The following is a 24,993-nucleotide window of genomic DNA, read 5'->3' as shown; positions in this document are numbered from 1 at the left end:
GAACGCTCAGTACTCGCCCTGGCTCTGACCGGCGGCTTCGTCGGCCTTGAGCTGGAGCAGGGCCAGATCGATGAGGAGGAACATTTCGGTGCGTTCGGCCCTGCGGCGCTGATATTCCGGGTCGAGGGGGTCGATCGAGAGGCGCATCAGGCGGGTGTGCATGGCGTCTTGCACCTCGTTGCTGGCCGCGCGCTGGGCATCCGACACGAGTCGACCGACCTGCTCCTCGTCGTCGGCCACCGCGCGCAGGGCGAGGGCGAGGCGTTTGTGCACCCGACGGCGCAGCTTGAGCTGGCGGAGATCCATCAGCTGGTCCTGGGAGAGGTCGTAGCGCCAGGTCAACGAGGTCAGTTCCTTGCGCTGGAGCCGTACCCGGTCGCTGGATTCCTGGTTCTCCTCGGCCAGGCTCCGCAGCTCCCGACGGGTGGCATCGGCGAATCTGGCCTTGTCGTAGTCCGCGTGCTCGGCGAGGCCCGCGACGATGATGTCGTTCTTGACCGCCATCCGCACCGAGGAGAGCGCGATGAGCACCCCCTCATCGACGATGCGCGAAATCGGCACCCGGGCGTGCTGCGTCGCATCCGTCACAACTTCATTTTACCCATCCCGCGAACCGTGACTTCAGCCCCTGAAATCGCCCATTTTTGGGGCTTTGCTCACAGTTCGCGGGGGAAGGAGGGGCCCCTAGACTGCGGCAATGGGGAAAATCTGGAACGATGCTGCCGTTCGATATCTGCAGGACCGGCGGATTTGCCCCCGATGCGATGCGCGTCTGACCGACGAGTGGTGCCCGGGTTGCGGGGCCGACCTGAGCGGCCCGCTCGGCGGCGCGCTGGAATCGTCGACCGATCGGGTGGTCAAGGCACTGCGGGGGCGGGACCGCCTGATCGAGCGGATACCGACGGTGTGGCGCTCCGGCGCGCCTGCGCTGGGCACGCCTGCGACGGGCACTCCTCCACGAGAAACAGCGGCCATGGGCCCTTCTGCGGTGGACCCGGCCGCAGTGGGCACTCCCCCGGTGCAGAGCATGACTGTGCCGCAGCGACCTGCGGCACCAAAGGGTGTGGGCGAACCTGTCGGCGTGCCGGCTGCGGTTCTTTCGGCTGCCCCGGATGCCGGCGCCCAGGTGAGCGTGCAGTCGGTGCTGGCCTTCGCCGGTGCCGCGTTGCTCGCCGTGGCCGCACTGGTCTTCACATTCTTCAACCCCGACCTCACGAGTTTCGCCGTGCGCACGAGCATCATCGGGGCGATCACGCTGGTCTTCCTCGGCGGTGCCTGGTGGTTCGCCCGTCGCGGTCTGCGGTTCTCCGCCGAGTCCGTGGCGGCCCTTGGCGTGGTGTTCGTCGGCCTCGACGTATGGGCGTTCACACAGCTGGCGCCGTCCTCCGCGAGCGGGTGGGTCTTCGCCGCTCTCGGCACGCTGGCCGGCTCGGCCGTGCTGTTCGGGCTGGGGGCCCGCTCCGGTGTGCGGGTCTGGCTGTGGGCGGCCGTCGTGGGGCTGGCCCTCTCGCCCGGGCTGCTCGGCAGCGGGGGCGACGCCTGGGGTGCGATCCTCGGCAGCCTGGGCGTGGCCGTTGTCGCACTCGGCCTGCACCCCGTGCTCGCGCGCCTCTCCCCCGGGCTGGGTTCCGCGTTGGGGGTCGAACGATACACGGCCACCGCCCTCCAGGCCGTCGCCGTGCTCGCCGCCCTGCTGCAGCTGCTGGTGCGCTCGATCAGCACGACCAGCACCGACATCGCCGGGTATGCCGGCATCCTCGCCGTTCTGGCGGCGGTGGCGGCGCTCGGCAGCCGCAACGGCCTGCCGCGGCAGTGGAGCTTCGCCGCTGGAGCCTTCGCGGTGGCGGCGGTGGCCATCCTGCCGCTGGCCGTGTCGTTCGACGATTCGGCCTGGTACCTGGCGCTGATGCCGGTCGCGGGCGGGATCGCCCTGGTGGGGCTGGCCGCCCTGCCCTCGAGCCCGGCCGCCAGCCGCGCTGCTCTGGGCACCGGCGCGGTCACGGTGCTGATCCTGGCCGCGACCCCCGCCCTGGTGACCGCGGTCGTGCAGTTGTCGGGCGCGCTGTTCGCTCCGCTGCGCTGGGCCGGATCGGTCGCCGGCGGCTATCCTGGCGGCACCTCGCCCGTCCCGGCCAGCGGCGACTTCGCGTTTGTCGCCGGAGCCACCCCGTCGTACGGCGCCGGGCTCGTCGCCCAGAACGTCGGCCTGGCGTCGATCGTGGCGTTGGCGGCGCTCGCCACAACGGCCTGGGCGGTCGCTCAGGTGAGCCGCAGAACGGCAGCACCGACGCCGGCCGGGTCAGCGACGGGAGTGTCGGCACCAAACCGTTTGGCCCTGTGGCTGGGCGTGTTCACCCTGGTCACCATCTCCGGCTGGGCCGGCTTCTCGGTCACAGGTCAGGCCGTCGTGGGCCTGGTCCTGACGGCTGCACTCATCGCCGGTCTGCTCGTCGTTCCCGCACTCGTCGCGGCACCCCCGGCTGTGCGGCGGGCGGTGGGCGGCGGAGCGCACCTGTTGCTGCTCCTGGCGGCCATCACCGGATGGTTGCAGCAGTCGACCACGGTGTGGGTGGGCGCGGCCGCGGTGCTCGCCCTCACGGCGCTCGCCCGCACCCTGCCGGCACGGTGGCGTCCGCTGTACCTGGCGGTCGGCTACGCCTACGCTCTGGTCATCGTGGCCACCGCCCTCACCATCGTGGGAGTCGACGGCATCGCCGTGCTCTGCCTCACCACCACCCTTGGCCTGCTCTGCGCGCTTGCCGCCACCCTCACCACCTGGCTCACCCCGCGCAGTTGGTACGCCGTGCTCCTGGTCAGTGCGGTACCGTTCCTGGCCGGGGTCGTGGCGGTGCTCCTGGTGCGCAGCGGCTGGACGGCGCTGTCCACCGGCGTGGCCTTCGCTCTTGCCCTGACCCTGATGACCGTGCGTCGCCCGGGCATGACGGTTGCCCTGCGTTCCTTCGCGGCCGCTCTGCTGGTGCCCTCGCTCGCGGTGGTCGTGGTCTGCCTCGGCGCTCAGCTGCTGGCCACCAGCGGATCGCCGGTGGTGCTGCCGCTCATCGCGCTTCTCGTCGCCGGCACCTTCGCGGCCACCGCCCCGATCACCCGGGCGCTCCAGAACCGCGGCCTGACGGCCCTCGAAGCGGATGCCTGCCGCCGGTGGATCGAGGCATCCGCCGCGCTCACCGGCGTGCTGGCGGTGCTGCTGGCCCTGGTGCGCACCGCGGCAGGTCTGTCGACAACCGTGTTGGTGCTCGTGATCCTCGGTGTGGGAGCTGCCGTCAACGCTCTACGCACCGGCCGGCAGCTGGCCTGGTGGGCGGCCGGCGCCAGCTGGACCGGCGCGCTCTGGTGCGTCTGGGCCAGCCGCGGCATCGAGGTGATCGAACCGTATCTGCTGCCACCGGCGCTCGCGATGGTGATCGTGGGTGCGATCCTGGTGGCCAGGGGCCGCGCCGGCCAGACCTTGGCCGCCACCGGCCTCGCCCTGGCCGTGGTGCCCAGCCTGGCGGTGCTCGTCACCAACGGGTCCGCAGGCTTCGGCGCCGCGCAGCTCGGCTCCGTGCGGTACGGCCTCGCGCAGTTCGGCCCGGCCATCCCTTGGCGGGCCTACGGACTGCTCGCGGCCGCGCTGCTCTTGGTGCTGGTCGGCTACGCCATCGCCCGCGCCGCCGCCAGGGCCACCGGTCCGGGTGCGGCGACCGGGCTGGGTAGCCTGCTCGGCTCCACAGCCGTGGTGGCCACCCTGGCTGCGGCGGCGGGTGCCGCGCAGGCCATGCGCTGGGGACTCGGCCTGGACGCCCTGGCCGGCAGCCCGACCACCGGTGTCATGCTGCCCGTGCTGGCTCTTGGCGCTCTGGCCACTGTGCTCGCGGCGCTCGCCGGCGGGCTTCCACGCGGCGAGGCGGCGACGCCCCGCGACAGAACACCGTCGCGGTGGCGTTTCGCCGCAGCAACCGCATTCCTGGTGGCCGGGCCGATCACAGCCATCCGTGCCGATGCCTTCTCGATCGGCACCCTGACCCTGTTGATGGTCGCCCTGCTCGGCTTCATGCTCGTGGTCGCCGCGCGCAGCCGCAGCACGGCGACGTCGCTGCCCCCGGTCTGGTTCCTGTTCCTTCTCGCCTGGTGCGCGGCGGTGGCGGGTTGGAGCGAACGGGAGCTGCGCGTCGAGGCGTTCTCACTGCCGCTCGGGCTGGCGCTGCTCGGTGCCGGCATCATCGGGATGCGCCCGGGTGCCCGGACCGTGCCCGCACGACTCGGGTCGTGGCCGGCCGGTTTCGCCGGCTCATGGCGGTTGCTGGCGCCCGGCATCATCGTCACGTTCCTGCCGTCGGTGCTGGCCACCGGCACCGACCCGCAGACCTGGCGCGCCATCCTGGTGATGTCGCTCGCGCTCACGGCGATCCTGATCGGCTCGACCCGGCGCCTCGCCGCGCCGTTCCTGATCAGCCTGGCCGTGCTGCCCATCGAGGTGATCGTGGTGTTCACGGTGCAGATCGGCCAGACCATCAACCCGCTGCTCTGGTGGATCACCCTGGCCACCATCGGCGCGGTGATGCTCGTGATCGCGATCACCTCCGAGAGGAAGGGCGCCACAGAGGGCGGGCTCTCGGCCCGACTCCGCGACCTCACCTAACAGACCGCGAGCTAGAGGGCGTCGAACTCGCGCACGAAGCGCTCGCGGAGGAGAATCTTTTCGGGCTCGGGCAGCCAGGATGCCTCGACCCCGGCCAGCGACATCGAGCGCAGAGTCGACGTGTCCAGCTGCAGTGAGGTCGACGCGATCTCGTACTCCTGCGCCAGGGTGGTCGGGAACATTCCCGGGTCGTCGGAAGACAGGATCACGTTGAGGCCGGCATCGACCATGGCCTTGATCGACGCCTGGCGCCACGGCCGCCAGGACCGGCGTGAGGTGGTGAACGCCACGATGAACGGCGTCTGATCGGCGCGCACCCGCTCCACCACGGCGTCGTCTTCGAGCACGAAGTAGCCGTGGTCGATGCGGTCGCAGCCCAGCGCATCCAGGCAGGTGATGGTGTTCGCGGCGATCGGCGCGTGCTCGGAGGAATGCGCGGTGCGCTTCAGCCCCGCGGCACCGGCGAGGGTGTAGGCGTCGATGAAACGCTCCGGCGGCCCGGCGGTCTCGAGGTTGTCCAGACCGATGCCCACCACGTATTCGTGCGGGTTGTCCACGATCTGCTGCACCAGGTGCACGGCGTGCTCGCCGCTCTTGCTGCGGTCGATGCCGGCGATCATCCGACCGGTCATGCCGAAGTCACGTTCGGCCATGCGGATGCCATCGGCGTAGGCCTCGACGGCTCCGCGGTAGCCCAGCTTCTCCAGGTGCGGCGGCAGGTAGTCGAAGAACAACTCGAGGTGCCGCGTGGCGCTGGTGCGGTGGGCACTCTCGAAGGCCTCGTAGGTGATCCGGGTGAGGTCCTCGGCGCTCTGCAGCACCGACACGACCCACTCGGATGCCTTGAACAGCGAGTAGGACGTGGCCGGTTCGTCGGCGCTTCGCCCCATCGGCACCGGGATGCGGGTGTCGGCGTAGAGCGCCGGGTCCGGCGGCAGGGAGTTGATGTCCCGGAAGATCGTCTCGGCGCTATCGGGCAGCACCAACTTCTCTCGGCGGGCGAGTTCGGCGAAGGTCGAGGCTCGCACGGTACCGATCAGGTGGCAGTGCAGGTCGGTTTTAGGCAGGCGGGCGAGGTAGCCGGCGGTGGCTGCGGGGGTGTCGATGAGCGTCATGGCTTTCACGGTGATTACTGGAACGGGGTGATCGGGCGGTGGTGCGGGCGATGGGGCGGCGACCGCCCGCCGGGGGGTCGGGCGGCCGCCGCTGCTTGGGGTGTCGCCGGGTTAGCGCGAGGAGACCTCGCGGGCGAACCTGTCGACCCATGCGGTGCGGTTCTTGACGATCGTGTCGATGTCGAGGGTGCTGTAGCCGTCGCCGATCGGGTCGGTCGCGGCTTCGCCTGCGATCTCGGTGAGCTCGGCGGGAACTGTGGCGCCCGGGTTGACCGGCAGGTCGCCGACGATCGCGGCGGAGGAGGTCTGCGCTTCGACCGAGAGCAGGTAGTCGATGAACGCGTTCGCCGCGGGGGTGTTCGGTGCGCCCACCGGGATCATGGCCCGGTTGGTGGCCATGAACTTGCCCTCGGCCGGGGCGGTCCAGGCGATGGGCGCGCCGGATGCGACCAGGCTGGTGGCGAAGCCGCTCAGTGCCGGCGCCGCCGCGATCTCACCCTGGCTGAGCAGGCTGGAGACCTCGGTCGAGGACGTGTAGTACTGCAGCACGTTGTCGTTCCAGGAGGCCATGGTGCTGAACGCCTCATCGACGTCGTACGGGTCCGATCCGAAGACATCCGCGATACCGGAGACCGTGAGCTGCCCGGCCGTCACCGAGATGTCGGGCATGGCGATCTTGCCGGCGTACTCCGGGTCGCCGAAGGTCTCCCAGTCGGCGGCCTGCTCCGCGGTCATCTGGTCGGTGCGGTACAGGGTGCCGTTCAGCTGGTAGCTGTAGGCGGGGCCGTCGTACTGGGCCTCCTTGGCGAAGTCGCTGATCTCGGCGAGGTTGGGCACCTCGGCCTCGTCGACGGGGGCGAAGAGGTCCTTGGACTGGCCGAGCGCCGCGTAGTAGTCGGAGATCAGCATCACGTCGATGCCGGAGGCGTCGCCGTTGAGCTCAAGCTTGGACAGGCGGTCGGCGTTGCTGCCCGTGTCCAGTTCGACGGTGATGCCGGTGGCCTCTTCGAACGGGTCGACGATGGCCTGCTGGAACTCCTCGACGCCGAACGGGAAGGTGCTCACGACGATGCTGCCGCTGGCGGTCTCGCCGGGTTCGAGGGTGGCCGTGGGCGCGGGGGTGGCGGAGCAACCGGCCAGCAGGGCGGCCGTGGCGACGAAGGCGAGACCGAGAACCGCGGTGCGCCGGCGAGGGGATGCGTGGGACATGGGGATTCCTTTGGTGGGGGGATTCGGGGGTGCTGTGAGTTAGTTGTCGGCGCTCAGGCGCACGATTTCGTGGTCGCGCGCCTGGGCTACGACGAGGTCGCCGGGCAGGAAGCCGGCGTCGGCGGTGAGGGTGTCCCGCCGGGTGGTCGAGACGAGGGTGATCGGTGTGCCGGTGGCATCCGCGGCCGTCATGGTGACGATATGGTCGACCCCGCGGTAGACGGACTCCCTGACCACGGCCGACACGGTGAGGCCGGCGGTCGACGGCTCCAGGCCGGCGGCGGAGACCCGCAGATGCTCGGGCCGCACGGTGAGCAGGCTGCCGTCACTCTGGCTGAGGAAGTTCTCGTAGCCGAGGAAGTCGGCCACGAACCGGTTGGCCGGGGCGGTGAACACCGTGGCGGGGGCACCGGTCTGCATGACCTTGCCCGCGCGCATCACGACCATGGTGTCGCTCATCTCCAGGGCCTCCTCCTGGTCGTGGGTGACGAGCACCACGGTGAGGCCGGTTTCGCCCTGGATGCGGCGGATCTCGCTGCGCATTTGCACCCGGAGCCTGGCGTCAAGGTTGGACAGCGGCTCGTCGAGCAGCAGCAGCGACGGGCTGATCGCGATGGCGCGGGCCAAGGCGACTCGCTGCTGCTGGCCGCCGGAGAGGGCCTTGGGCTTGCGGTCGGCCAGGTGGGCCAGGCCCACCAGGTCGAGGTTCGCCATGACCAGCTCTCGGCGCTTATCCGTGGGGACCTTCCGCAGCTTGAGCCCGAAGCCCACGTTGTCGGCCACCGTGAGGTGTGGGAAGAGGGCGTAGGACTGGAAGACCATGCCGAGGTTTCGCTTCTCCGGCGGCAGCCGGGTGGCGTCGGCGCCGTTGATGGTGATGGTGCCGGCGCTCGGGGTGATGTAGCCGGCCAGCATCCGCAGTGTGGTGGTCTTGCCGCAGCCGCTGGGGCCGAGCAGGGTGGTGAGCTTGCCCTCCTCGATCTCAAGGTTGAGGTTTTCCACGGCGACGGTGTCGCCGTACGACTGGGTGACCCCGGTGAATTCGGCCGCACTGGTCATTTGTTGATTCCTCCGAAGATCTTGGCAAAACCGAGGGTTTTCTCGGCGACGATGGCGATCACGACGGTGCCCGCGAGGATGAGCGTGGACATCGCCGCGATCATCGGGTCGTAGGACTGCTGCACGTAATCGAGCATCGTGACGGGCAGGGTGCGGAACTGCCGGCTCTGCAGCAGCAGCGACAGCGGCACGTTGTTGAACGAGGTGACGAAGCTGAGCAATCCGGCCGAGAAGATGCCCGGGCGCAGCAGCGGCAGCGTCACCGAGAAGAAGGTGCGTAACGGGGAGGCGCCGAGCCCGCGGGCGGCCTCTTCGACGGCAGGATCGGCGAGGGCCAGCGAAGCGCCGGTGACCCGCACCGCGTAGGGCAGCAGGAGCACGGTGTGGCCCACGAGCAGCGCCACAAACGAGGTCTGGTGCAGCCCGATCATGATCTGCTGGTACAGCGCCAGGCCCACCACGAGCTCCGGTACCACGAGCGGGGACAGGAACAGGCCCTCGACGAGCGACTTGCCAGGGATCTTGCCGCGCTGGATGGCCAGGGTGACGGGCACGCCGAGCAGCAGCGCGAGCGCGGTGGACACCACGGCCAGCTGCAGGCTCGACAGTAGCGCGCCGACGAATGGCTGGTAGGCCAGGGCCTCGCCGAACCAGCGCAGCGACACGCCCTGCGGCGGGAAGGTGAGGGCGTCGCCGGCGGTGAACGCCGTGGAGACGACGAAGAGGATCGGCACGATCATGATGACGTAGCCGAGCACCGCGAGGGTGCCGAGGATCGGGCGTCCCTTCACGAGGTCACCCCCGCCTTGCGGGAGATCAGCGACGAGAGCCCGGAGACCAGGAACACCAACATGGTCATGATCAGCGCCGTGGCGGATGCGGCAGCCCAGTCGACGCTGACGCTGGCGTAGGAGAACAGCTGGGTGGAGAGCATCCGCTGGCTGGAACCGCCGAGCAGGTAGGGCGTGGTGTACGCGGTCGTCGCGCCGGCGAAGACCAGTGTGCCGGCGATGAGGATGCCGGGGCGGGACAGCGGGATCACGATCTGCCAGAGGGTCTGCGATTTGGTGGCGCCCAGGCCCCGGGCGGCGTGGTCGAGACCGGCGTCGACCTGGGCCACCGCGGAGTAGCAGGAGATCACGGCCAGGGGCAGGAACAGCTGGATGAGGCCGAGCACGATGGCCAGCTCTGTGTAGAGCAGTTGCGGCGGCTGGTCGGTGATGCCGAGCACCACGAGCAGCTGGCCGAAGGCGCCCTGGCTGCCGAGGATCACGAGCCAGCCGAAGGTGCGCACCACGTTGCTCAGCAGCAGCGGGAAGATCGCCAGCGCCAGCCACATCCCGGCGAAACGGGAGGTGGAGCGGGCCAGCAGGTACGCGATCGGGAAGCCCAGCACCACGCAGGCGGCGGTGACGATGAGGCCGATCCGCACGGTGCGCCAGATGATCGCCAGGTCATACGGATCGGTGAGCATCGCGCCGAACCGCAAGAAGACGTCAGCAGTGTCCGTCGACGGCGGCGCCAGCAGCATGATTGCCGATGGGATGGCAAAACCGAACAGAATGAACACCAGACCCGGTATGAGCAGTAGTGCTGGTTTTCGAGACATACAGGGATAACCTTCGGCATACTAAGAGGGAATGAAACCGGTTGTGCAACCGGTTTCATTCCAACCTAGGGCAGACAGCACCCCCGTTTGGGCCGCGAATGTTACGACCACGTAAAACCTCCAGGTCACCTCGATCAGTTAGGCAGGACCTCAGTGGCAACTCTGGACCACGTCGCGCAGCACGCCGGAGTCTCCAAGGCGACCGCATCGCGCGCCCTGAGCAAGCCGTCGCTGGTGTCGCCGGCCACCGTAGCGAGGGTCCTCGACTCGGCGCGAGTCTTGGGCTTCGTGCCCAACCGCACCGCCCAGGCCCTGGCCGGCGGGCGCACAGGACTGGTGGCCATAGTGGTGCCCACCCTGGAGAACAGTTTCTTCACCCCCATCATCCGTGGCGCCCAGGAACAGGCAGCCGCCTCCGGCCTGCACCTCACCATCGCGGTTCACGGCCTGGACTCCCCCGCCGACATCGCCGCGCTGGAGACCCTGTCCAGGCAGGTCGACGGGTTCCTCATCGCAGCGCCTCGCGGAGATGACGACGTCGTCACGGCGGCGGCGACCGGCATCCCGAGCGTGTTGATCGACCGGGAGATCGACGGGCTGCCCTCGGTCTCCGCCGATACGGCCACGGCCTTCGGCGAGCTGGCCCGCGGGTTCATCGACCGCGGGCACACCTCGATCGCGTTCGTCGGCGGCCCGGACCGGTCCTGGCAGAATGCGCAACGCATCACGGCGGTGCAGGATGCGACTGCCGGCCGCTCTGCTCTCACCGTGCTCGGCCCCTACCCGGCCACCGTCGCCTCCGGGGTCGAGGCCGTAGAGGCCGTCGTCGCCTCGGGGGCGACCGCGGTGATCTCCTATGCGGCGTCGATCTCGCTCGGGCTCATCTTCGGGCTGAACGCTCGCGGTCTCAAGGTGCCCGGCGACGTGGTGGTGAGCGCCGACGACGGCGTCGTGGCGGCCCTCGGCCTGCTGGGTGCGCCCTCGATCGAGGTCGACGGCGAGGAGCTCGGCCGCCTGGCCATGCAGCGCCTGCTCGAACGGCTCAGCTCCCCCGGCGAACACGCGGATGCGCCGGCGAAGCTGGCCGTGCCGGTGCGCTGGTCCGTCGCCGGCTGATGCCCTCGCACCCGGGTCATCCTTCGCGAGAGGGCACTTGAGGCCAGTTCTGGTGCCCCAGAGTGCCCCCAACTGCCTTCTCAGCAGAGGGGGCTCCCGCGAGAGGGCAGTTGGGGTCAGTCTTGACGCGCCACACTGCCCCCAACTGCCTTCTCGGCGCAGGGGCGCCTAGCGGCAACTCACCGCGTTACGGATGGGTTCGACGCGCTACTTGCAAGTGCACCGCTGGGCGGGCGGCACATCGGCCATGACGCTGGCGACGTGTTCGCCGCAGCCGGCCCAGGTGATCTTGCCGCAGGTGTTGCATCGGACTGCGCTACACATGAGTTGCTCCTCAGTATGGATCGGTAATGGTGGTGAGGCTCAGGCAGGGATCAGCGCTGCGTCGGCGCGCTCGCGGTCGCTCTGCGCCGCATCCGTGCCGGCGGCCCAGGTGAGATAGCCGCCGTCGAGGTTGACGGCGTCGCGGCCCAGCTGCGCGAGCAGCCGCACGGCGGTGTGGCCGCGCTGGCCCACCTTGCAGTGCACGATCAGTCGGCCCGCGGGCAGCTCGGCCTGGCGGGCGCGGATGTCATCGAGCGGGATGTTCACCGAGCCGGGAATGGCGGCCTCGGCGTACTCCCCCGCCGTCCGCACATCCACCAGCGTGGCGCCGGCCGCGCGGGCGGCATCGAGTTCGTGCCACTGCACCGAGGGGGTCAGGCCCTCCGCGGCGTTCAGGGCCACGTAGCCGAGCATGTTCACCGGGTCCTTGGCCGAGGAGAACTGCGGGGCGTAAGCCAGTTCGAGGTCGGCGAGCTCGGATGCCGTGATGCCGCCGGCCATGGCCGTCGCGATCACATCGATGCGCTTGTCGACCCCGCCACCGCCCACACCCTGGGCGCCGAGGATGGCGTCGGTGTCGGCGTCCACGACGAGTTTCAGCGCCATCGACTCCGCGCCGGGGTAGTAGCCGGTGTGCGAGGCGGGGTGGGTGTGGAACACCCGGATGTTGCGCCCGCGGGCGCGGAGCAACTTCTCGTTCCAGCCGGTGGCGGCGATGGTGAGGCCCATCATGCCCACCACGGCGGTGCCGAGGGCCGGACGCACCCGGATTCTCTTGCCGGTGATGACGTCGGCGACCAGGCGTCCGTGGCGGTTGGCGAGACCGGCGAGGGCCACCAGGCGTTGTTCGCCCGAGATCGCGTCGGTCTTCTCCACCGCGTCGCCGATGGCGTAGATGTCGGGGTCGCTGGTGCGCAGCTGATCGTCCACCGCGATGCCGCCGCGTTCGCCGAGGGTGAGGCCGGCGGCCTTGGCCAGGGCGGTGTCGGGCCGCACACCGATGGCGGCGAGCACGAAGTCGGCGGCGACGACACTGCCGTCACTGAGGGTGGCGGTGTTCTCGCCGATTTCGGCGACCTGGGTGCCCAGGCGCACGCTGACGCCCGCGGCCCGCAGCCGCTCGGCGACGGGGCCGGCCATCTCGGGGTCGAGCGGCGGCAGCACCTGATCGCCGAGCTCCACCAGCGTGACGTCCAGGCCCCGGTGCACCAGGTTCTCCACCATCTCGAGGCCGATGAAGCCGGCGCCGATCACGAGGGCGCTCTGGGGCGCCACCTCGAGGGCGCGCATGGCCGCGTCGACGTCGTCGATGTCGCGCAGGGTGAGCATCCGCTCGCCGCCGGGCAGCGGCGGGCGCACGGGCGAGGCGCCGGGCGAGAGCACGAGCGCGTCGTAAGACTCGGTCGTCTCCTGGCCGCTGGCGAGGTCGCGCACGGTGACGGTCTTGGCCGCGCTGTCGATGCCGATCACTTCGGTGCGCACGCGCACGTCGAGGTTGAACCGGGCTCCGAGCGTGGCCGGCGTCTGCAGCAGCAGGCTGGAGCGCTCCTCGATGACACCACCGAGGTAGTACGGCAGGCCGCAGTTGGCGAACGAGACGTGGCCGCCGCGTTCGAACACGATGATCTGGGCGTTCTCGTCGAGGCGGCGGAGGCGGGTGGCGGCGGACATACCGCCGGCGACGCCGCCGATGATGACGTATCGATTCTGGGTCATAACACCAGTCTGCTATACCCCAGGGGGTATCCGCAAGTCGACGGCGTGACCGGATGCGTCTCCGCCGACGCAACGAAGTCCGGCGACCGCCCCTCGTGGGTGCGGCCGCCGGACGGATGCTGCTGCTCGGCGCGGCTGCTACCCCGTCGCACCACGACGGCGGAGCACCAGCACAGTCCCGCCCGCCAGCACCAGAAGCAGCGCGAGGAGTCCGGGTAGGGCGAGGTTCGCGCCGGTGCTCGCCAGCGTGCCGGGGATCTGGGACGCCGCCGTCTCGGAGCCGACGCGGATGTCGTCCCAGCCGATCAGCGTGCCGTCCTCGGCCACCACCACGATGCGGTGCGCTCCCGGCGCCGTACCGGCCGGGATGACGACCTGCACGGTGCCCGCGGCGGTGACCGTCGTGGACGCCAACAGCGTCGGCGTGGAGTGTAGCCAGACGTTCACGAGGTCACTCGCGAGACTGCGGCCGACGGTGACCGTGACGGTGTCCCCCGGCTTCGCGGCTGCAGGCACCGACACCGGTCCGCGCGCGGAGTCGATCAGAGCGGCCGTCGCCACCGGGACCGGGGCGGTCGGGGTCGGTGCCGCAGTCGGCAGCGGGGTCGGCTCGCCGCTCGGCACCGGTGCCGGTGTTCCGGTCGGGGCCGTCGTCGGGACCGGCGTCGGCGCATCCGTCGGCACCGGTGTCGGCTCGGCGGTCGGTACCGGGGTCGGTTCGCCCGTGGGCCCCGGGGTGGGCACAGGCGTCGGCTCCGTCGGCGTCAGCGCGGTGCAGTCGATGCTGCCCACCCGGATCGCGTTGCCGCCGGTGTTGGAGTCGTCTGCCCAGAAGACGGGCTTGGCTCCGGCGACACAGGCGCTCTGCGGGGCCAGGGCGAAGCCCTCGTTGTTGATGTTCGGCATCGACGCCGGGCGTTCGTACACGGTCGTGACACCGAAGCGCCCGTCGGTGGCACCGGACTGCGCGACCTGCAGGACCGCGGACCGGCCGTCGCAGGTGTCGTCGCACACGGCCCAGAACCGCCCGGTGGAGGCCTCGAACTCCAGGTCCATCACACCGGTGAACCCGCTGGCGATGGTGGCGACACGGGTGTATCCGCCGGTGGTCTGGTCCAGCGCGTAGGCGTAGACCGCACCGTTGGCCTCCAGGCCCACGAAGAACAGGCCGCTGCCGTGGCCGGCGTAGACCGCCGGGTCGTAGGCGGCGCCGGTGTGCTCGTCCAGCATCCCCTGGGCTACCAGAAAGCTGTCCGGCACCCAGGCGATGGCCTCGAGGCCGGCGTTCGCGCCCACGACGGGCAGGTCGGCGGTGAGGTTCCACTCCATGGACGCCGTGAGCTCGGTGCCGGCGGCGGATGTGTCGTAGCGCAGCACCGCGGGCCGGCTGACGCCGCTCACGGCGTTGTTGCGCTCGCTGGCGATGTACAGCCCGCCCTCGGCCCCGGCCGCGGTCGTCGCCACACCCTCGGCATCAACGTCACCGTTGCCGTCGGTGTAGTGCAGGAGCTTGCCGGCAGCCCAGCCGTTGCTGGTGTCCGGCGCCCAGCCTGCGCCGTCGGAGACAAGCCTGTAGAGCGCGCCCGGGCCGTTCTTGGCTGCCCAGAGCACGTCTCCAGCGGTGCCGGCGTCGCCGGACTCGCCGGACTCGTCGTAGGCCAGGCCGCTCATGTTGCCGCCGAGCACACCGGCCGGGTCAACGGTCTGCACGGTGGCCGAGCCGGGCCAGGCCGCGGTGACCAGATCCCCGGTGCAACTGTTGGCGGTCCCCCTGGTGCTCGCGGTCGTGGCGGCGAAATCGCCCGTTCCGTCGGGGCAGCGGCCGTAGCTGGTCGCCGCGTGAGCGGTCCATGAGTGGCTGTCCAGCAGGGTGCTGCCGTCGGCGGCGAAGAGCCGGGCGCTGTCGGCGCCGCCCAGGCCGAAGCCGCCCGCGACGTCGACGTCGACGACGAGGTAGCCGCCGGCCGAGATGGCGCTGCCGGCAGGGACCATGACGGCGTGGCTGTCGTCGTTGTCTTTCAGGACGAAGCCGGAGACATCCGCAGTGCCGGCACCGTTGTTGCGCAGTTCGACCCAGTCGCCGGGCGTGCCGCCGCTGGACTCGACCTCGTTGAGCCGCACGGGTGAGCCGCAGTCGTTTGCGGCGCCCTTGGTCGACGAGGTCATCTGCACCAGATCGGTGCCGCCGGGGCAGAAGCCCCAGGTCGTGGCCGCGTGGGTGGGCCACGTCACCGAGTCGACGAGGGTGAATCCGTCGGGCGCGAAGAGGCGGGCCGAGTCGGCCGAGCCCAGGCCGAAGCCGAGCATGCCCTCCTCGACGATGAAGAAGCCGCCGGCAGCGATCATGGAGCCGGTCGGGAGCACCGCGGTGTGGGTGTCGTCGTTGTCGCGCACGATCCAGCCGCTGAGGTCCACGTCGACCGTGCCGGGGTTCACCAGCTCCACCCAGTCACCGGGGGTGCCGCCGCTGGACTCGGTCTCGTTGATGCGCACGTCGGCCGTGACGGGCACGATGCAGTCGTTTGCGGCGCCCTTGGTGGCCGTCGCCGTGTCGGCGAAGGCGCCGACACCGTCGGGGCAACGGCCGAAGGTCACGCCGGCGTGGGCGGTCCAGTCATAGGAATCGACCAGGGTGACCCCGTCGGTGTCGAAAAGCCGGGCGCTATCGGCGCCGCCGAGGCCGAAGCCCAGGATCGGCGCCTCGACGAGGAGGTAGCCGCCGGCGGCCATCGTCGAGCCGGCCGGCAGGAGGGCCGCGTGGCTGTCGTCGTTGTCCTTCAGAACCAGGCCGGAGGCATCCACCGACACCGTGCCGGTGTTGACGAGTTCGATCCAGTCGCCGGCCGAGCCGTCGCTGGACTCCACCTCGTTGAGCCGCACGGTGGCGGCGGCCGACGTGACGCAGGCGTTGGCGGCGCCGCGAGTGGATGCCGCGGTCTCGCGGAATTCTCCGGTGCCGTCCGGGCAGCGTCCCCAGCTGGTGGCGGCGTGTGCGGTCCAGGAGTAGGAGTCGACCAGGGTGCTGCCGTCGGGCAGGAAGAGCCGGGCGATGTCGGCCTTGCCCAGGCCGAAGTTGGTGGCGCCGGAGCCGTCCACGTCCACAGCGAGGAACGCGCCGGGCTCGATGACGGTGTCCGCGGGCAACGCGAAGGTGCGCTCGCCCTTGTCGTCCTTGACTACCCAGCCGGAGACATCCGCCGCCGTCTGGCCGGTGTTGGTCAGTTCGATCCAGTCGCCGGGGGTGCCGTCGTTGGATTCGACCTCGTTGATGCGAACCCCGGGCGCTTCGGCGGCCATCGCCGGGCTCAGGGACGCGGCGAGCGGAACCGCCAGGGCGAGGGTGAGAATGGCGGCCAGGCTTGGCCGACGCCAGTTTGTGCGCACAGGGATGCCCCTTCGAGGCTGTGGGTGATGGGCCGCGGACGGGCCCGGTCCACTGTGGCGACGCCGGGGAAACACCCGGTTAACGGGGAACGAACGTCACTCTGCCGACTGCGGGAGCACCCGGCGGAACGGGATCGACGACGCGAGAACCAGCACGAGCAGGAACGACACGCCCAGGACGGCGACCCAGGCCCCACGAGGTTCGGTGAGGGTGAGCATCTCACCACCGATTGCGGCAGGCGTGAACGCTGTCGCCGCCAGCGACGCCCCGATCAACACACCGGCCGCGATTCGCCCCCACAGCCGTCCGCGGCCGGAGACGGCGTAGCCGCCGCCGATGCCGATCAGGGCCACGCCCACCGCTGCTCCGCCGATTCCGGTGGTGACAAGCTCAATGAACGCGCCGGGCCGAAAGAGCGGCACGACCGCGAGCACCAGCGGCGCCAGGGCCAGCCACCGCCAGTGCGGCGCTCCCCCGGCCCGCCGCAGTGATTCCGCCCAGCCCAGCAGCCCACCGGTCAGGGCGCCGGGTAGCAGAATGACGCCGAAAGTTCCGACCCAGTCGAACCTGGATGCGAATCCGACAAGCTCGGCCATATACGCGCGAAGACCCGCCGCCCAGGCGAGCCCGCAGATCGCGCCGATCACGACGAGGGATGCAGACTCCCGCGCGGCCCGCCCGTCGTCCACGCTCGCCTCCACCCAGATAGCCCCATGCAGGTGTTCGCCGACGACACTAAAAGGCCTTCGCGCAATCGGCAAGGGTACATCGGCTATTGCTTGGACCACCTCGTGCCTATGCTGGATGGACCATGCGACTCCTGCTGATCCGCCACGGCCAGACCCCCGCCAATGTGCTCGGGCAACTCGACACCGCCCACCCTGGCCCTGGCCTCACCGAGCTCGGCGAACGTCAGGCCGCCGTCATTCCCGAGGCGCTCCGGTTCGATTCGATCGACACCATTTTTGCGTCGACGCTGCACCGCACCCAGCTCACGGCCAGGCCGCTCGCGGTGGACCGGGGCCTGGACATCCAGGTGGCCGACGGCCTGCACGAGATCGAAGCCGGCACCCTCGAACGACGTAGCGACCACGCCTCCATCCGCACCTACATGGAGACCGTGTTCGCCTGGGGCGCCGGCAACCTCGATGTGGGGATGCCCGGCGGACCGAACGGCCACGCGTTCTTCGCCCGGTTCGACGCCGACATCGCCGTGGCCGCGGCCAGCGGGGCGACGGCGGCGGTGTTCAGCCACGGCGCGGCCATCCGGGTCTGGGCGGCGGCGCGCGCCAGGAACGTGCCACCGATGTTCGCCGGGCTGCACGACCTGGACAACACCGGCGTGGTCGAGCTGTCGGGCTCCCCCGATACCGGCTGGACCCTGCTCTCCTGGGCGGGAGTGCCGCTGGGCGGCATGCCCCTGGTCGACGCGGATGCCGTGGACCCGACCGGCGAGGCGCTCGACGCCTCCTGAGCCAGATGCTCCTGGTTGTCAGGAAGAAGTGCGTTGGGAAGGACGAAATCGCGCACTGCGTCCTCTTTCCAGCCTGTGTCCTGATAAACCGCCGTCGCTCGAGCCGCGGTGCGAGAGGCGGCCGGCTCAGGGTCGAGGGCCCACCGGGGCCGCCTCGGTGAGGAGGGAAACGCTCCGCCGAAGCATCGCCACTCGTTGGTCGACCGAGGCCTCCTCGGGCCGCCACGAGAACTTGATCCCGGAGTAGAGCAGCTCGCCGGCCTCGTCGAGGGCACTGCGGGCCAGGCCCACCTTAAGCATCGAGGCAGGCTCCGAATACGCCGCGTGGCCCACCGCGCCGGGTTCAGGGGCGAACGGCAGATGCGCATCCGCCCAGGCCGCTCCGTAGGCGCTCGCCTGGTCGGCGACGCCGGAGAACATCAGCCCGCGCAACACTCCGGCGTCCCGTGCCGCCTGCACGTGTTCGAGAACCCGGGAGGATGCGCGCAGTTCGATCGCCGACCGTCCCCAGTTCACGACGATGCCCACCTCGACACCCGACATGCGGATGGCGGCGATCTCGTCCCCGAGCGGGAGGAACCCCTTGGCGTGCGCCTGGCCGGGCACCCAGGCGTCGCAGTGCTCGAGCAGCACCGCGGTCCCCTCCCAGTCCCACGCGCCGATCTCCGCCAGGGAGGCGGCCAGGGCGGCCGCGCCGGCCGACGACGTCGGGTGCGGCCCCGGGCCGGCCTGCAGCTCTACGGCGATGACCACGGGTGTCCCGGCGGAGTCGTTGAGACGGCGGACACCGGCGAGCATCGCGGCCACATTCGCCACCGCGGCGCGGCGGCCCTCGGCATCCTCAGAGGCCAAGCCGTGTCGGGGGTCCCCGGCCACCGCGGCGACGGTGTAGCCCACCGAGGTGAGCACCACCTGCCACCGGGCCGGCAGGGTCGCCAGCAGCCACGGCTCGTCGTGCGCGTGCAGGCTGCCCAGCCACGGCAGCTCGAGGCCCCGGATGCCGGCGACCTCGGCCAGCCCGCCGAGATAGCTGCTCTCGACCGCCGGGTCCCACCGGTGCGCGGTGGGTGAACTGGCGTAGGCGCCGACGATGAGTCCGGCGCCCGGCCCCGCGCTGTCGCTCACCGTGAGACCGGTTCGGTCGCGGCCAGGGTAGCCAGTTCGCTGCGGCGGGGCATGCCCTCCCAGTCTCCGGGCACCAGGCACGCGTACGCGCCCACGGTCACGGCGGTCGTGAGGCAGTCTGCCACGCTCTCCCCCGCCAGGTACTCCGCCAGGTAGCCGGCCACGAAGCCGTCGCCCGCGCCGACGGTGTCCAGCGGCTCCACCGCGATGGCCGAGCGTTGGTACTCCACCCCGTCGACCACGGCCACGGCACCGTGCTCGCCGAGCTTCACAATCGCCTGCCCGGCGCCGGCATCCACCAGCCGGTGGGCCAGGGCCATCCCGCCCACGCCCAGGGCGGGTGTGCCGTCACCGAGCGCGACCTCGGCCTCGCCGTCACCGGCGAAGACCAGGTCGGCGAGTGGGATGAGCCGGCGGTAGACCGCACGGGCCTCGGCTGCCGACCAGAGTTTGCTGCGGTAGTTCAGGTCGAACGACACCGGCACACCGGCTTCTCTGGCCAGGTTCACCGCGGTGAAGGTGGCGTCGGCGGCGGATGCCGACAGGGCCGGGGTGATCCCAGTGACGTGCAGCAGAGCCGCCGACCGGATGGTGACCGGGTCGATGTCGGCCGGGCAGAGCCGGGATCCGGCGCTGCCGCTGCGGTAGTACCAGACCCGGGTCTGCCGGCTGGTGCGCCGTTCCTTGATCATCACGCCCGTCTGCGCGTCCGGGTCCCGGATCGCGCGCACCGACACACCCTCCGCGCTGATTTCGCGGGCCACCAGGTCGCCGAGCGAGTCCTCGCCGACCCGGCCGATCCAGGTCACGTCCAGGCCGAGACGGCGGAGGGCTATGGCCACATTGCTCTCCGACCCACCGATGCCCATGGTCATGGCGCGACTGTGCTGCAGCGGCCCCCAGGTGTCCGAACTCATCAGCGCCATGGTCTCGCCGAGGGTGACCACACCGCCGCCGCGAACGCCGCTCATGACCGGCCGCCGTCGCGGGCTTCCCGCACGACGTCCACGGCACGCCGGGCCCGGTCGGCCAACGCGACCAGGGATCCACCGTCGAGGGCGTCACCGAGCAGCGGGCCGCCGAGGCTCACGGCCACGGCTCCGGCTCGCAGCCATGCAGGAACGTCGGCCAGGCCCACCCCACCCGATGGCAGGAATTGCAGGTCGGGGAACGGGCCCCGCAGGTGCGTGGCGTAGGCGCTGCCCACGGTCTGGGCCGGAAAGATCTTGACCGCGGTGACGCCGGCGGCCCAGGCCGAATAGAGCTCGGTCGGGGTGAGACCGCCCGCATAGATCGGGGTCCCGGCGCCAACAGCCAGGTTGATGACCTCGAGGTCGACGACCGGCGTGACCAGGTAATCGGCACCGGCATCGATGGCGCGGCGGGCCTGATCGGCGGACACGATGGTGCCGATGCCGATCTCGACCCGCTCGCCCAGGCTCGCCTGCAGGGCGGGCAGGTGCTCGAAGGTGCCCAGCGTGCTGAGGGTCAGCTCGATGGAGCGCACCCCGGCGTCGGCGAGCACCTCCACGACGCGGTCGTAGTCGGTGGCGCGCGCCGCGCGCAGCACGGCAATCAGCGGGTTCTGCCGAAGCAGGTCCGAGGGGGTGCGCCGTTCGATTGCTGCTGCGGGCGCGGTGGAGGTCAGGTTCACGGATGCTCCGGTCATGAGGGTGTGCCGCCCGTGTCCCGGCCCAGGGTGACGAGGGCGAGGTAGACGGGCAGGGAAAGGCCGAAGAACGGCACCAGGGTGGGCAGTAGATAGCAGGTGAGGGCGAAGGCAACGACGATCGCGAGCATGAGCAGCGCCTGCACGGGCCGGCGGGCGATCAGGTAACCCGCTTCCAGCAGCCACTGGCGTCGAGTGCCCTCGCGGCTTCGGGCCGCGGCCACCGGTAGGGCTAGCAACAGCAGGGCCACGGCCAGGGCGACGGGCACCGTGGCTGCGGCCAGGACCAGCGCCACCGGGCTCGCGCCTGCGCCGGCCGTGCTGAGCTGTTGGCCGAGGAAGACGCTGTCGACCAGGAGCAGAAGCACCACGGCGACGCTGGTGACGCCCAGAGGCAGGGTGCGCCGCCAGGTGGCGCCGAACTCACGGAAGGTGGCGGTGAACACCGCGGTCTCGCCGTCCTGCAGCCAGAGGCGCAGGGCGCGCGCCGCCGCCACCGAGGCAGGCAGGATGGTCACCACCGGCAGGGCCAGGATGAGCGCGGCCACTCCCACGAACGCGAGGTTCGCCGGGTAGGCCATGGCGGCCAGCAGCCTCTGCTCCCATCCGCGGGTGGCGGCCGGGGCGGGTCGGTTTCGTGGCTGCCGGGTTGCGGCGGTCATGGGGTGCTCATCTCGTCGGGGCCGGTCCGGGCGGCGAATCCCGCCCCGCGCACCTGAGCCGCGCCGGCAGCGGCGGCCAGCTCGATGCTCTGCCCGTCGAGGTGCAGGGCGACGTGTTCCTGGCGCCCGGCCCGGCCGAGGGCCAGGTGCACCGTCCGGCCGCGGATGTTCGCGGTCGAGACCCCGGCCTCGGTGTCGTTCCAGGCGCGCGGTTCGAGCACGGTGACGAAGACCGCGGCCGTGACGGGTCCGGTCGTGCGGCGCAGGGTGTGCTGCTCGGTCACGATCGCCAACGCGGGCGTCGACGAGGTGGGGTTGGCCTGCACCGTGCTCGTGATGACGTCGGTGTGGACGTCGACCGGTTCCAGCAGCGTGACGAGCAGGCATCCGCTGCCAGCCTGGGCGAGATAGCGGCCGTCGCCGTGCGCCGCGGGCGGGTTGTCGGTCTGCAGCAACCAGGTGAAGGCGCTCGGGTCGCGCGCCACGCACTCGTCGACGGTGAAGACAGTTCCTGCCGGTGACATCACCAGATGCCGGCGCAGCCGCTGCACGCCGAGGGCGGGGTCGTACATCGCGCCGATCTCGCTCACGGTGTGCACCCAGCCGCCGTCGAGGGTGGTGGTCAGGACCTCGGCGGTGTGCTGCCGGTCCAGGTTCTCGAACACGTGGTAGCGGTCTTCGTTCACGAAGCCGTGACCGTCCACGAGCACCCCGTTGTGGTGCGCGGTGCGTTTGCGGCTCGAGTAGCCCTCGTCGATGGCGAGGTAGGAGCCGTGCCCGAGGATCACGAAACTGCCGGCATCCGGGTGTTGGTGGCCGGCGTTGAGGGTGGTCCAGCCGTGTTCGCGGTCGAGCTTCGCCGAGGCGGTCCAGGCCGTGTGACCGCCGCCAGGGGCCGCCTTCACAGAGACGAGCGTCGCATCCGGCTGCCAGGAGGTGCGCCCGACCACCAGTCCGAGGTCGGGGAAGAACCGGCTGGTCGGGAGGCTCTGCGGGTCGGCCTCGGCCACGGTCGGGTCGAACCAGAGCAGTTCCTGGTAGGCCTCGGCGCGCACACCGGGCCGGACGCCGCTCTCGTAGGCCTCCCGCCAGAAGAATCCGTCGGCCACCTGGCGCGCCAGCCACTGGGCCTGCCCGATGCCGTATTCGGCGGCCAGCTTGTAGTACAGGGCGACGGAGTGGCCACTGCGCCGGTCGTGGCAGTCGCCGTGGTTGACGATGCGTTCGAGGTCCGGCGCGGCCTGGTAGAGCCGGTACCAGAAGGTCTCCCTCAGGTAGGCGCTGCGGGCGAACCAGTCGGTTCCCTCCGCCCAGCGCAGCACATCGAGGTAGCTCACCAGCCACGGCACGCCGTAGCGCCAGTACACGACACCCTCGTTGTTCGAGCCGTCATCGGGCAGCAGGTCGAGCACGGTGTCGAAGTTGGCCTTGGCCAGGTCGGACCAGGCCCGAGCGTCAGGATGCTCGGCCGCGACGGCGTAGGCAGCCGTGGCCAGGCCGGCGAAGCAGATCCAGTTGTGGTTCTGCCAGTACGACGAGGCCCACCAGCCGCCCTCTGAGGCGACCGCGAACTCGTGCAGCCGGCCGCCCTGCAGGATGAGCTTGTCCCGCAGCCGCGCCCGTTCGGGTTCCGGCAGGGCGTCGCCCGCCCAGGAATAGGCCAGGCCGAGGCCGTGCAGCAGCCAACCCGCGTCGAGGTCGTGGTCGGGCAGGTGCGCCTTGCCCCAGTGCGGGTAGCCCACGGCCACGTCGAGCCAGCGGCGCAGCTCGGTGAGGTAGTGCTCCTGGCCGGTCAGCCGGTAGGCCAGCGCCAGGTTGGCTGCGGCGGCACCGAGGTAGGTGATCGACGCATCCGGATGCGCGGGCGCCAGCGGCAGGGCCCGGTACCGTTCGCACTCGTCGACCAGCCGGCGGAACTGCGCGGCCTTCACCGTGAGGATCTCGGCGCGCAACCGGTCTTCGTGCCCGGCGAGCAGCAGCGGCCGGCTCACGACGGTGATCGGTGCGGCGCTCATCGGGTCACCTCGTGGACGGTGGAGCATTCGTCAGCGCGGAGGACCGTGACGGCGGTGAGGCCGGCCGCGCCGGAGTGCAGAACCACATCGCGCACGACGGCGGTGCCGGGCGAGTAGACCGAGACGAACCAGGCCTCGTGTCCCGTGACGGTCCAGTCCGCGTTCGTGAGGCTCCGGGCCGGGTCGTCGGAGGGCCCGCGGCCGGGTGCGGCCAGCAGCACCGCCGGCGCCGTGGCGCGGTGGAAGCCGTGCAGCTCGGCGGCGCCGGGCGCCGGGCGCCGCGTCGGGTCGCCGTGTCGGCTGGCCGCCCAGCTGGTGCGCCAGGCACTGCCCTCAGCCGTGATCGTGAGGGGCACCGCCGGCCGGAGGGCGAGCGTCATCCGGCGCCCGCCGGTGGTGTCGGTGTCGCCGGTGGGGTCGTCCACGACCGCGTGCACGATGTCGAGCAGGTAGTCGTCGGTCATCACGAGCTCGCGCCGCAGGGAGACCCCGGCGATGGCGTCGCCGGCGCTGGCCACGACGCGGGTTGCCGAGAAGTCCTCCACCTGGCCCGTCGCGGGCAGCTGGTCGAGGTCGTCGACCCGCACGGTGGGGTGCGCCAGGGTGCGGGCGTAGTAGCCGCGGCGCAGGGTGCTGGCGTACGGCGGCACACCGGGTGCGGGCTGCCAGGCCACCCCGGTGCCGTAGAGGTAGAGGCCGAGCTTGTCGAGGTGGCCGTGCGAACCACCGTGCGGACCGGCGTCGAGTACGGCCTGCCAGGTGTCACCCGGGTCGCGGAGCACCGCGTAGCCGGCGTTCGCGAAGAGCACGGATGGCCGCGGTCCGGCCGGTACCGCCTCGCGGGTGGGCGCGAGCAGCGCCGGGCCGCCGAACCAGCCGGTGAGGAGGTCTTCGAGTCCGTCGTGGGCGGTCCCGAGCGATCGGCGGGTCGCCGCTTCCACCGCGTCGAGGGGGGAATCTGCCCAGAGCTGGCCGGCCAGCACGCATACCTCGAGCACCTCGAGGTGGGCAGGCACCCGGTCGTACGGTCCGTCGTGGAGCATCGGCAGGGTACCGTCCGGTGCGGCCAGGTCGGCCAGCACCCGCACCATGTCGGCGAGCCGTTCGGCGGCGTCGGCGGGCAGCGCGGCCGGCTCGGTGCCGCGGAGCGCAAGCAGGTAGGCCCGCAGCACGAACAGGTGATAGTAGGTGGATCCCTCCCACTCCCAACCGTCAGCGCCGATCGCGAGCCGGGCATGCTCGATGGTGCGGCCGACCCAGTTCTGCCCGTCGTCGGCGTGGCCGAGGGCCACCAGGGCCCGGTTCAGGGTGGTTCCGGCGGCATCGATCCAGGCCACGTAGTTGCTGGTCGGGTCGTTCTTGTGCACCACCAGGGTCTGCCGGGCCGACGTGATCGTGGCCAGCAGCCCGGTCAGCAGGCTCACCACCGGGGCGCCGAGGGCGGGCCTGGCCGCGTCGTCGGTGGCCAGTTCGGCCACGGCATCCGCCAGTTGCACCGCCCAGATCGCCTCGGTCAGGGCCTGGGCGAAGAGCTTGCCGCGCAGCATCCACGGTTCGCTCTGGGTGCTCCAGCCGGCCGCGGCGATGTCGGCGTAGACCTCGGCGAACTCCCTCACGACGCGTACGGCCTCGTCCCGGTCAGCGGTGTCGACGACTCCGCGAGCCCGGGCGCTGGTGTGGCGGTGAGCGAGCAGCCGGGCCCGGCGGGCCCCGGCCTGATGCGTGTAGACGGTCCAGGCCGAGGCGAACGGTTCGCCGGTGAGCCGGCAGCCGTACCGGCACGGGTAGGCGTCGCCTGAGCGGGGTTCCAGTTCCGTGCCGTGGGTGGGGCAGACGTAGTCGTGCCACCACCCGCCCCTAGCGTGCTGCACGCCGG

General features: G+C 71.0%; 18 protein-coding genes. 3 read left to right on the top strand and 15 right to left on the bottom strand.

The features are described 5' to 3' along the window. Positions 1–6: 6 nt before the first annotated feature. Positions 7–588, bottom strand: a complete 582-nt coding sequence (locus E3T61_RS15255) for a hypothetical protein (RefSeq protein ID WP_134641670.1) — start codon at positions 586–588, stop codon at positions 7–9. A gap of 385 nt (positions 589–973) precedes the next feature. Here E3T61_RS15255 and E3T61_RS15250 point away from each other — a divergent pair, with 385 nt between their 5' ends. Next, positions 974–4,639, top strand: coding sequence for an SCO7613 C-terminal domain-containing membrane protein (locus E3T61_RS15250; RefSeq protein WP_134641669.1), 3,666 nt, complete (start codon positions 974–976; stop codon positions 4,637–4,639). An 11-nt stretch (positions 4,640–4,650) separates the two neighbouring features. Here the strand turns inward: E3T61_RS15250 and E3T61_RS15245 are convergent, their stop codons facing one another. The 5 genes from E3T61_RS15245 to E3T61_RS15225 form a co-directional block, all read right to left on the bottom strand. After that, positions 4,651–5,754: an adenosine deaminase family protein gene (locus E3T61_RS15245; RefSeq protein WP_241992602.1), complete on the bottom strand. Its 1,104-nt coding sequence runs from the start codon at positions 5,752–5,754 to the stop codon at positions 4,651–4,653. A 111-nt stretch (positions 5,755–5,865) separates the two neighbouring features. Further along, on the bottom strand, positions 5,866–6,963 hold the full coding sequence (locus E3T61_RS15240) for an ABC transporter substrate-binding protein (RefSeq protein WP_134641668.1): 1,098 nt from the start codon (positions 6,961–6,963) through the stop codon (positions 5,866–5,868). A gap of 39 nt (positions 6,964–7,002) precedes the next feature. Next, on the bottom strand, positions 7,003–8,022 hold the full coding sequence (locus tag E3T61_RS15235) for an ABC transporter ATP-binding protein (RefSeq protein WP_134641667.1): 1,020 nt from the start codon (positions 8,020–8,022) through the stop codon (positions 7,003–7,005). Then, positions 8,019–8,813 (bottom strand): ABC transporter permease, encoded by a 795-nt coding sequence (locus E3T61_RS15230; protein ID WP_241992601.1) that lies wholly within the window; start codon positions 8,811–8,813, stop codon positions 8,019–8,021. Before E3T61_RS15230 ends, E3T61_RS15235 begins: the two co-directional genes overlap by 4 nt. Beyond that, complete coding sequence (locus E3T61_RS15225; RefSeq protein ID WP_134641666.1) at positions 8,810–9,631, bottom strand: ABC transporter permease; 822 nt, start codon at positions 9,629–9,631, stop codon at positions 8,810–8,812. Before E3T61_RS15225 ends, E3T61_RS15230 begins: the two co-directional genes overlap by 4 nt. Before the next feature lie 153 nt (positions 9,632–9,784). On the opposite strand from E3T61_RS15225, the gene E3T61_RS15220 reads away from it, so the two are divergent. After that, on the top strand, positions 9,785–10,747 hold the full coding sequence (locus tag E3T61_RS15220; RefSeq protein WP_166793260.1) for a LacI family DNA-binding transcriptional regulator: 963 nt from the start codon (positions 9,785–9,787) through the stop codon (positions 10,745–10,747). A gap of 363 nt (positions 10,748–11,110) precedes the next feature. Here E3T61_RS15220 and E3T61_RS15215 read toward each other — a convergent pair whose 3' ends face one another. The 3 genes from E3T61_RS15215 to E3T61_RS15195 all read right to left on the bottom strand — a co-directional run bounded on the left by E3T61_RS15215 (position 11,111) and on the right by E3T61_RS15195 (position 16,861). Further along, entirely contained in the window at positions 11,111–12,787 is a 1,677-nt protein-coding gene (locus E3T61_RS15215; protein WP_134641664.1) for an FAD-dependent oxidoreductase, read from the bottom strand. A gap of 138 nt (positions 12,788–12,925) precedes the next feature. After that, the gene (locus tag E3T61_RS22170) at positions 12,926–16,171 is read right to left on the bottom strand and encodes a lamin tail domain-containing protein (RefSeq protein ID WP_198418705.1); all 3,246 of its coding nucleotides are present in this window, start codon (positions 16,169–16,171) and stop codon (positions 12,926–12,928) included. 96 nt (positions 16,172–16,267) lie between these two features. Then, positions 16,268–16,861 carry a hypothetical protein gene (locus E3T61_RS15195; protein WP_134641663.1) on the bottom strand — a complete coding sequence of 198 codons (594 nt, stop codon included), beginning with the start codon at positions 16,859–16,861 and terminating at the stop codon, positions 16,268–16,270. A gap of 122 nt (positions 16,862–16,983) precedes the next feature. Here E3T61_RS15195 and E3T61_RS15190 point away from each other — a divergent pair, with 122 nt between their 5' ends. Next, positions 16,984–17,646, top strand: coding sequence for a histidine phosphatase family protein (locus E3T61_RS15190; RefSeq protein WP_134641662.1), 663 nt, complete (start codon positions 16,984–16,986; stop codon positions 17,644–17,646). Between the two features lie 126 nt (positions 17,647–17,772). On the opposite strand, the gene E3T61_RS15185 is transcribed toward E3T61_RS15190, so the two are convergent. From E3T61_RS15185 to E3T61_RS15160, 6 genes are read right to left on the bottom strand one after another with little or no spacing between them, the layout of a single operon-like run. Further along, positions 17,773–18,771, bottom strand: coding sequence for a DUF4862 family protein (locus E3T61_RS15185; RefSeq protein ID WP_166793259.1), 999 nt, complete (start codon positions 18,769–18,771; stop codon positions 17,773–17,775). Then, entirely contained in the window at positions 18,768–19,742 is a 975-nt protein-coding gene (locus E3T61_RS15180; protein WP_134641660.1) for a sugar kinase, read from the bottom strand. Before E3T61_RS15180 ends, E3T61_RS15185 begins: the two co-directional genes overlap by 4 nt. After that, positions 19,739–20,440, bottom strand: a complete 702-nt coding sequence (locus tag E3T61_RS15175) for a bifunctional 4-hydroxy-2-oxoglutarate aldolase/2-dehydro-3-deoxy-phosphogluconate aldolase (protein ID WP_134641659.1) — start codon at positions 20,438–20,440, stop codon at positions 19,739–19,741. The genes E3T61_RS15180 and E3T61_RS15175 overlap by 4 nt, the downstream gene beginning before the upstream one ends. Next, the gene (locus tag E3T61_RS15170; protein ID WP_134641658.1) at positions 20,437–21,102 is read right to left on the bottom strand and encodes a DUF624 domain-containing protein; all 666 of its coding nucleotides are present in this window, start codon (positions 21,100–21,102) and stop codon (positions 20,437–20,439) included. The genes E3T61_RS15175 and E3T61_RS15170 overlap by 4 nt, the downstream gene beginning before the upstream one ends. Next, positions 21,099–23,117: a DUF4962 domain-containing protein gene (locus E3T61_RS15165; RefSeq protein WP_241992600.1), complete on the bottom strand. Its 2,019-nt coding sequence runs from the start codon at positions 23,115–23,117 to the stop codon at positions 21,099–21,101. The genes E3T61_RS15170 and E3T61_RS15165 overlap by 4 nt, the downstream gene beginning before the upstream one ends. Next, positions 23,114–24,988: a heparinase II/III domain-containing protein gene (locus E3T61_RS15160; protein WP_134641656.1), complete on the bottom strand. Its 1,875-nt coding sequence runs from the start codon at positions 24,986–24,988 to the stop codon at positions 23,114–23,116. Before E3T61_RS15160 ends, E3T61_RS15165 begins: the two co-directional genes overlap by 4 nt. Positions 24,989–24,993 lie beyond the last annotated feature (5 nt).

The organism is Cryobacterium lactosi, from assembly GCF_004403945.1.
Lineage (GTDB): Bacteria > Actinomycetota > Actinomycetes > Actinomycetales > Microbacteriaceae > Cryobacterium > Cryobacterium lactosi.
The sequence above is the reverse complement of the archived record's forward strand: the minus strand, read 5'-3'. Positions and strand labels throughout refer to the sequence as shown.

Bases quoted from the DNA above. Each gene is read 5' to 3' on its own strand.
- E3T61_RS15190 (WP_134641662.1), top strand. From the start codon at position 16,984: ATGCGACTCCTGCTGATCCGCCACGGCCAGACCCCCGCCAATGTGCTC.
- E3T61_RS15180 (WP_134641660.1), bottom strand. From the start codon at position 19,742: ATGAGCGGCGTTCGCGGCGGCGGTGTGGTCACCCTCGGCGAGACCATG.
- E3T61_RS15225 (WP_134641666.1), bottom strand. From the start codon at position 9,631: ATGTCTCGAAAACCAGCACTACTGCTCATACCGGGTCTGGTGTTCATT.
- E3T61_RS15175 (WP_134641659.1), bottom strand. From the start codon at position 20,440: ATGACCGGAGCATCCGTGAACCTGACCTCCACCGCGCCCGCAGCAGCA.
- E3T61_RS15165 (WP_241992600.1), bottom strand. From the start codon at position 23,117: ATGAGCGCCGCACCGATCACCGTCGTGAGCCGGCCGCTGCTGCTCGCC.
- E3T61_RS15240 (WP_134641668.1), bottom strand. From the start codon at position 6,963: ATGTCCCACGCATCCCCTCGCCGGCGCACCGCGGTTCTCGGTCTCGCC.
- E3T61_RS15250 (WP_134641669.1), top strand. From the start codon at position 974: ATGGGCCCTTCTGCGGTGGACCCGGCCGCAGTGGGCACTCCCCCGGTG.
- E3T61_RS15215 (WP_134641664.1), bottom strand. From the start codon at position 12,787: ATGACCCAGAATCGATACGTCATCATCGGCGGCGTCGCCGGCGGTATG.
- E3T61_RS15245 (WP_241992602.1), bottom strand. From the start codon at position 5,754: ATGACGCTCATCGACACCCCCGCAGCCACCGCCGGCTACCTCGCCCGC.
- E3T61_RS15170 (WP_134641658.1), bottom strand. From the start codon at position 21,102: ATGACCGCCGCAACCCGGCAGCCACGAAACCGACCCGCCCCGGCCGCC.
- E3T61_RS15235 (WP_134641667.1), bottom strand. From the start codon at position 8,022: ATGACCAGTGCGGCCGAATTCACCGGGGTCACCCAGTCGTACGGCGAC.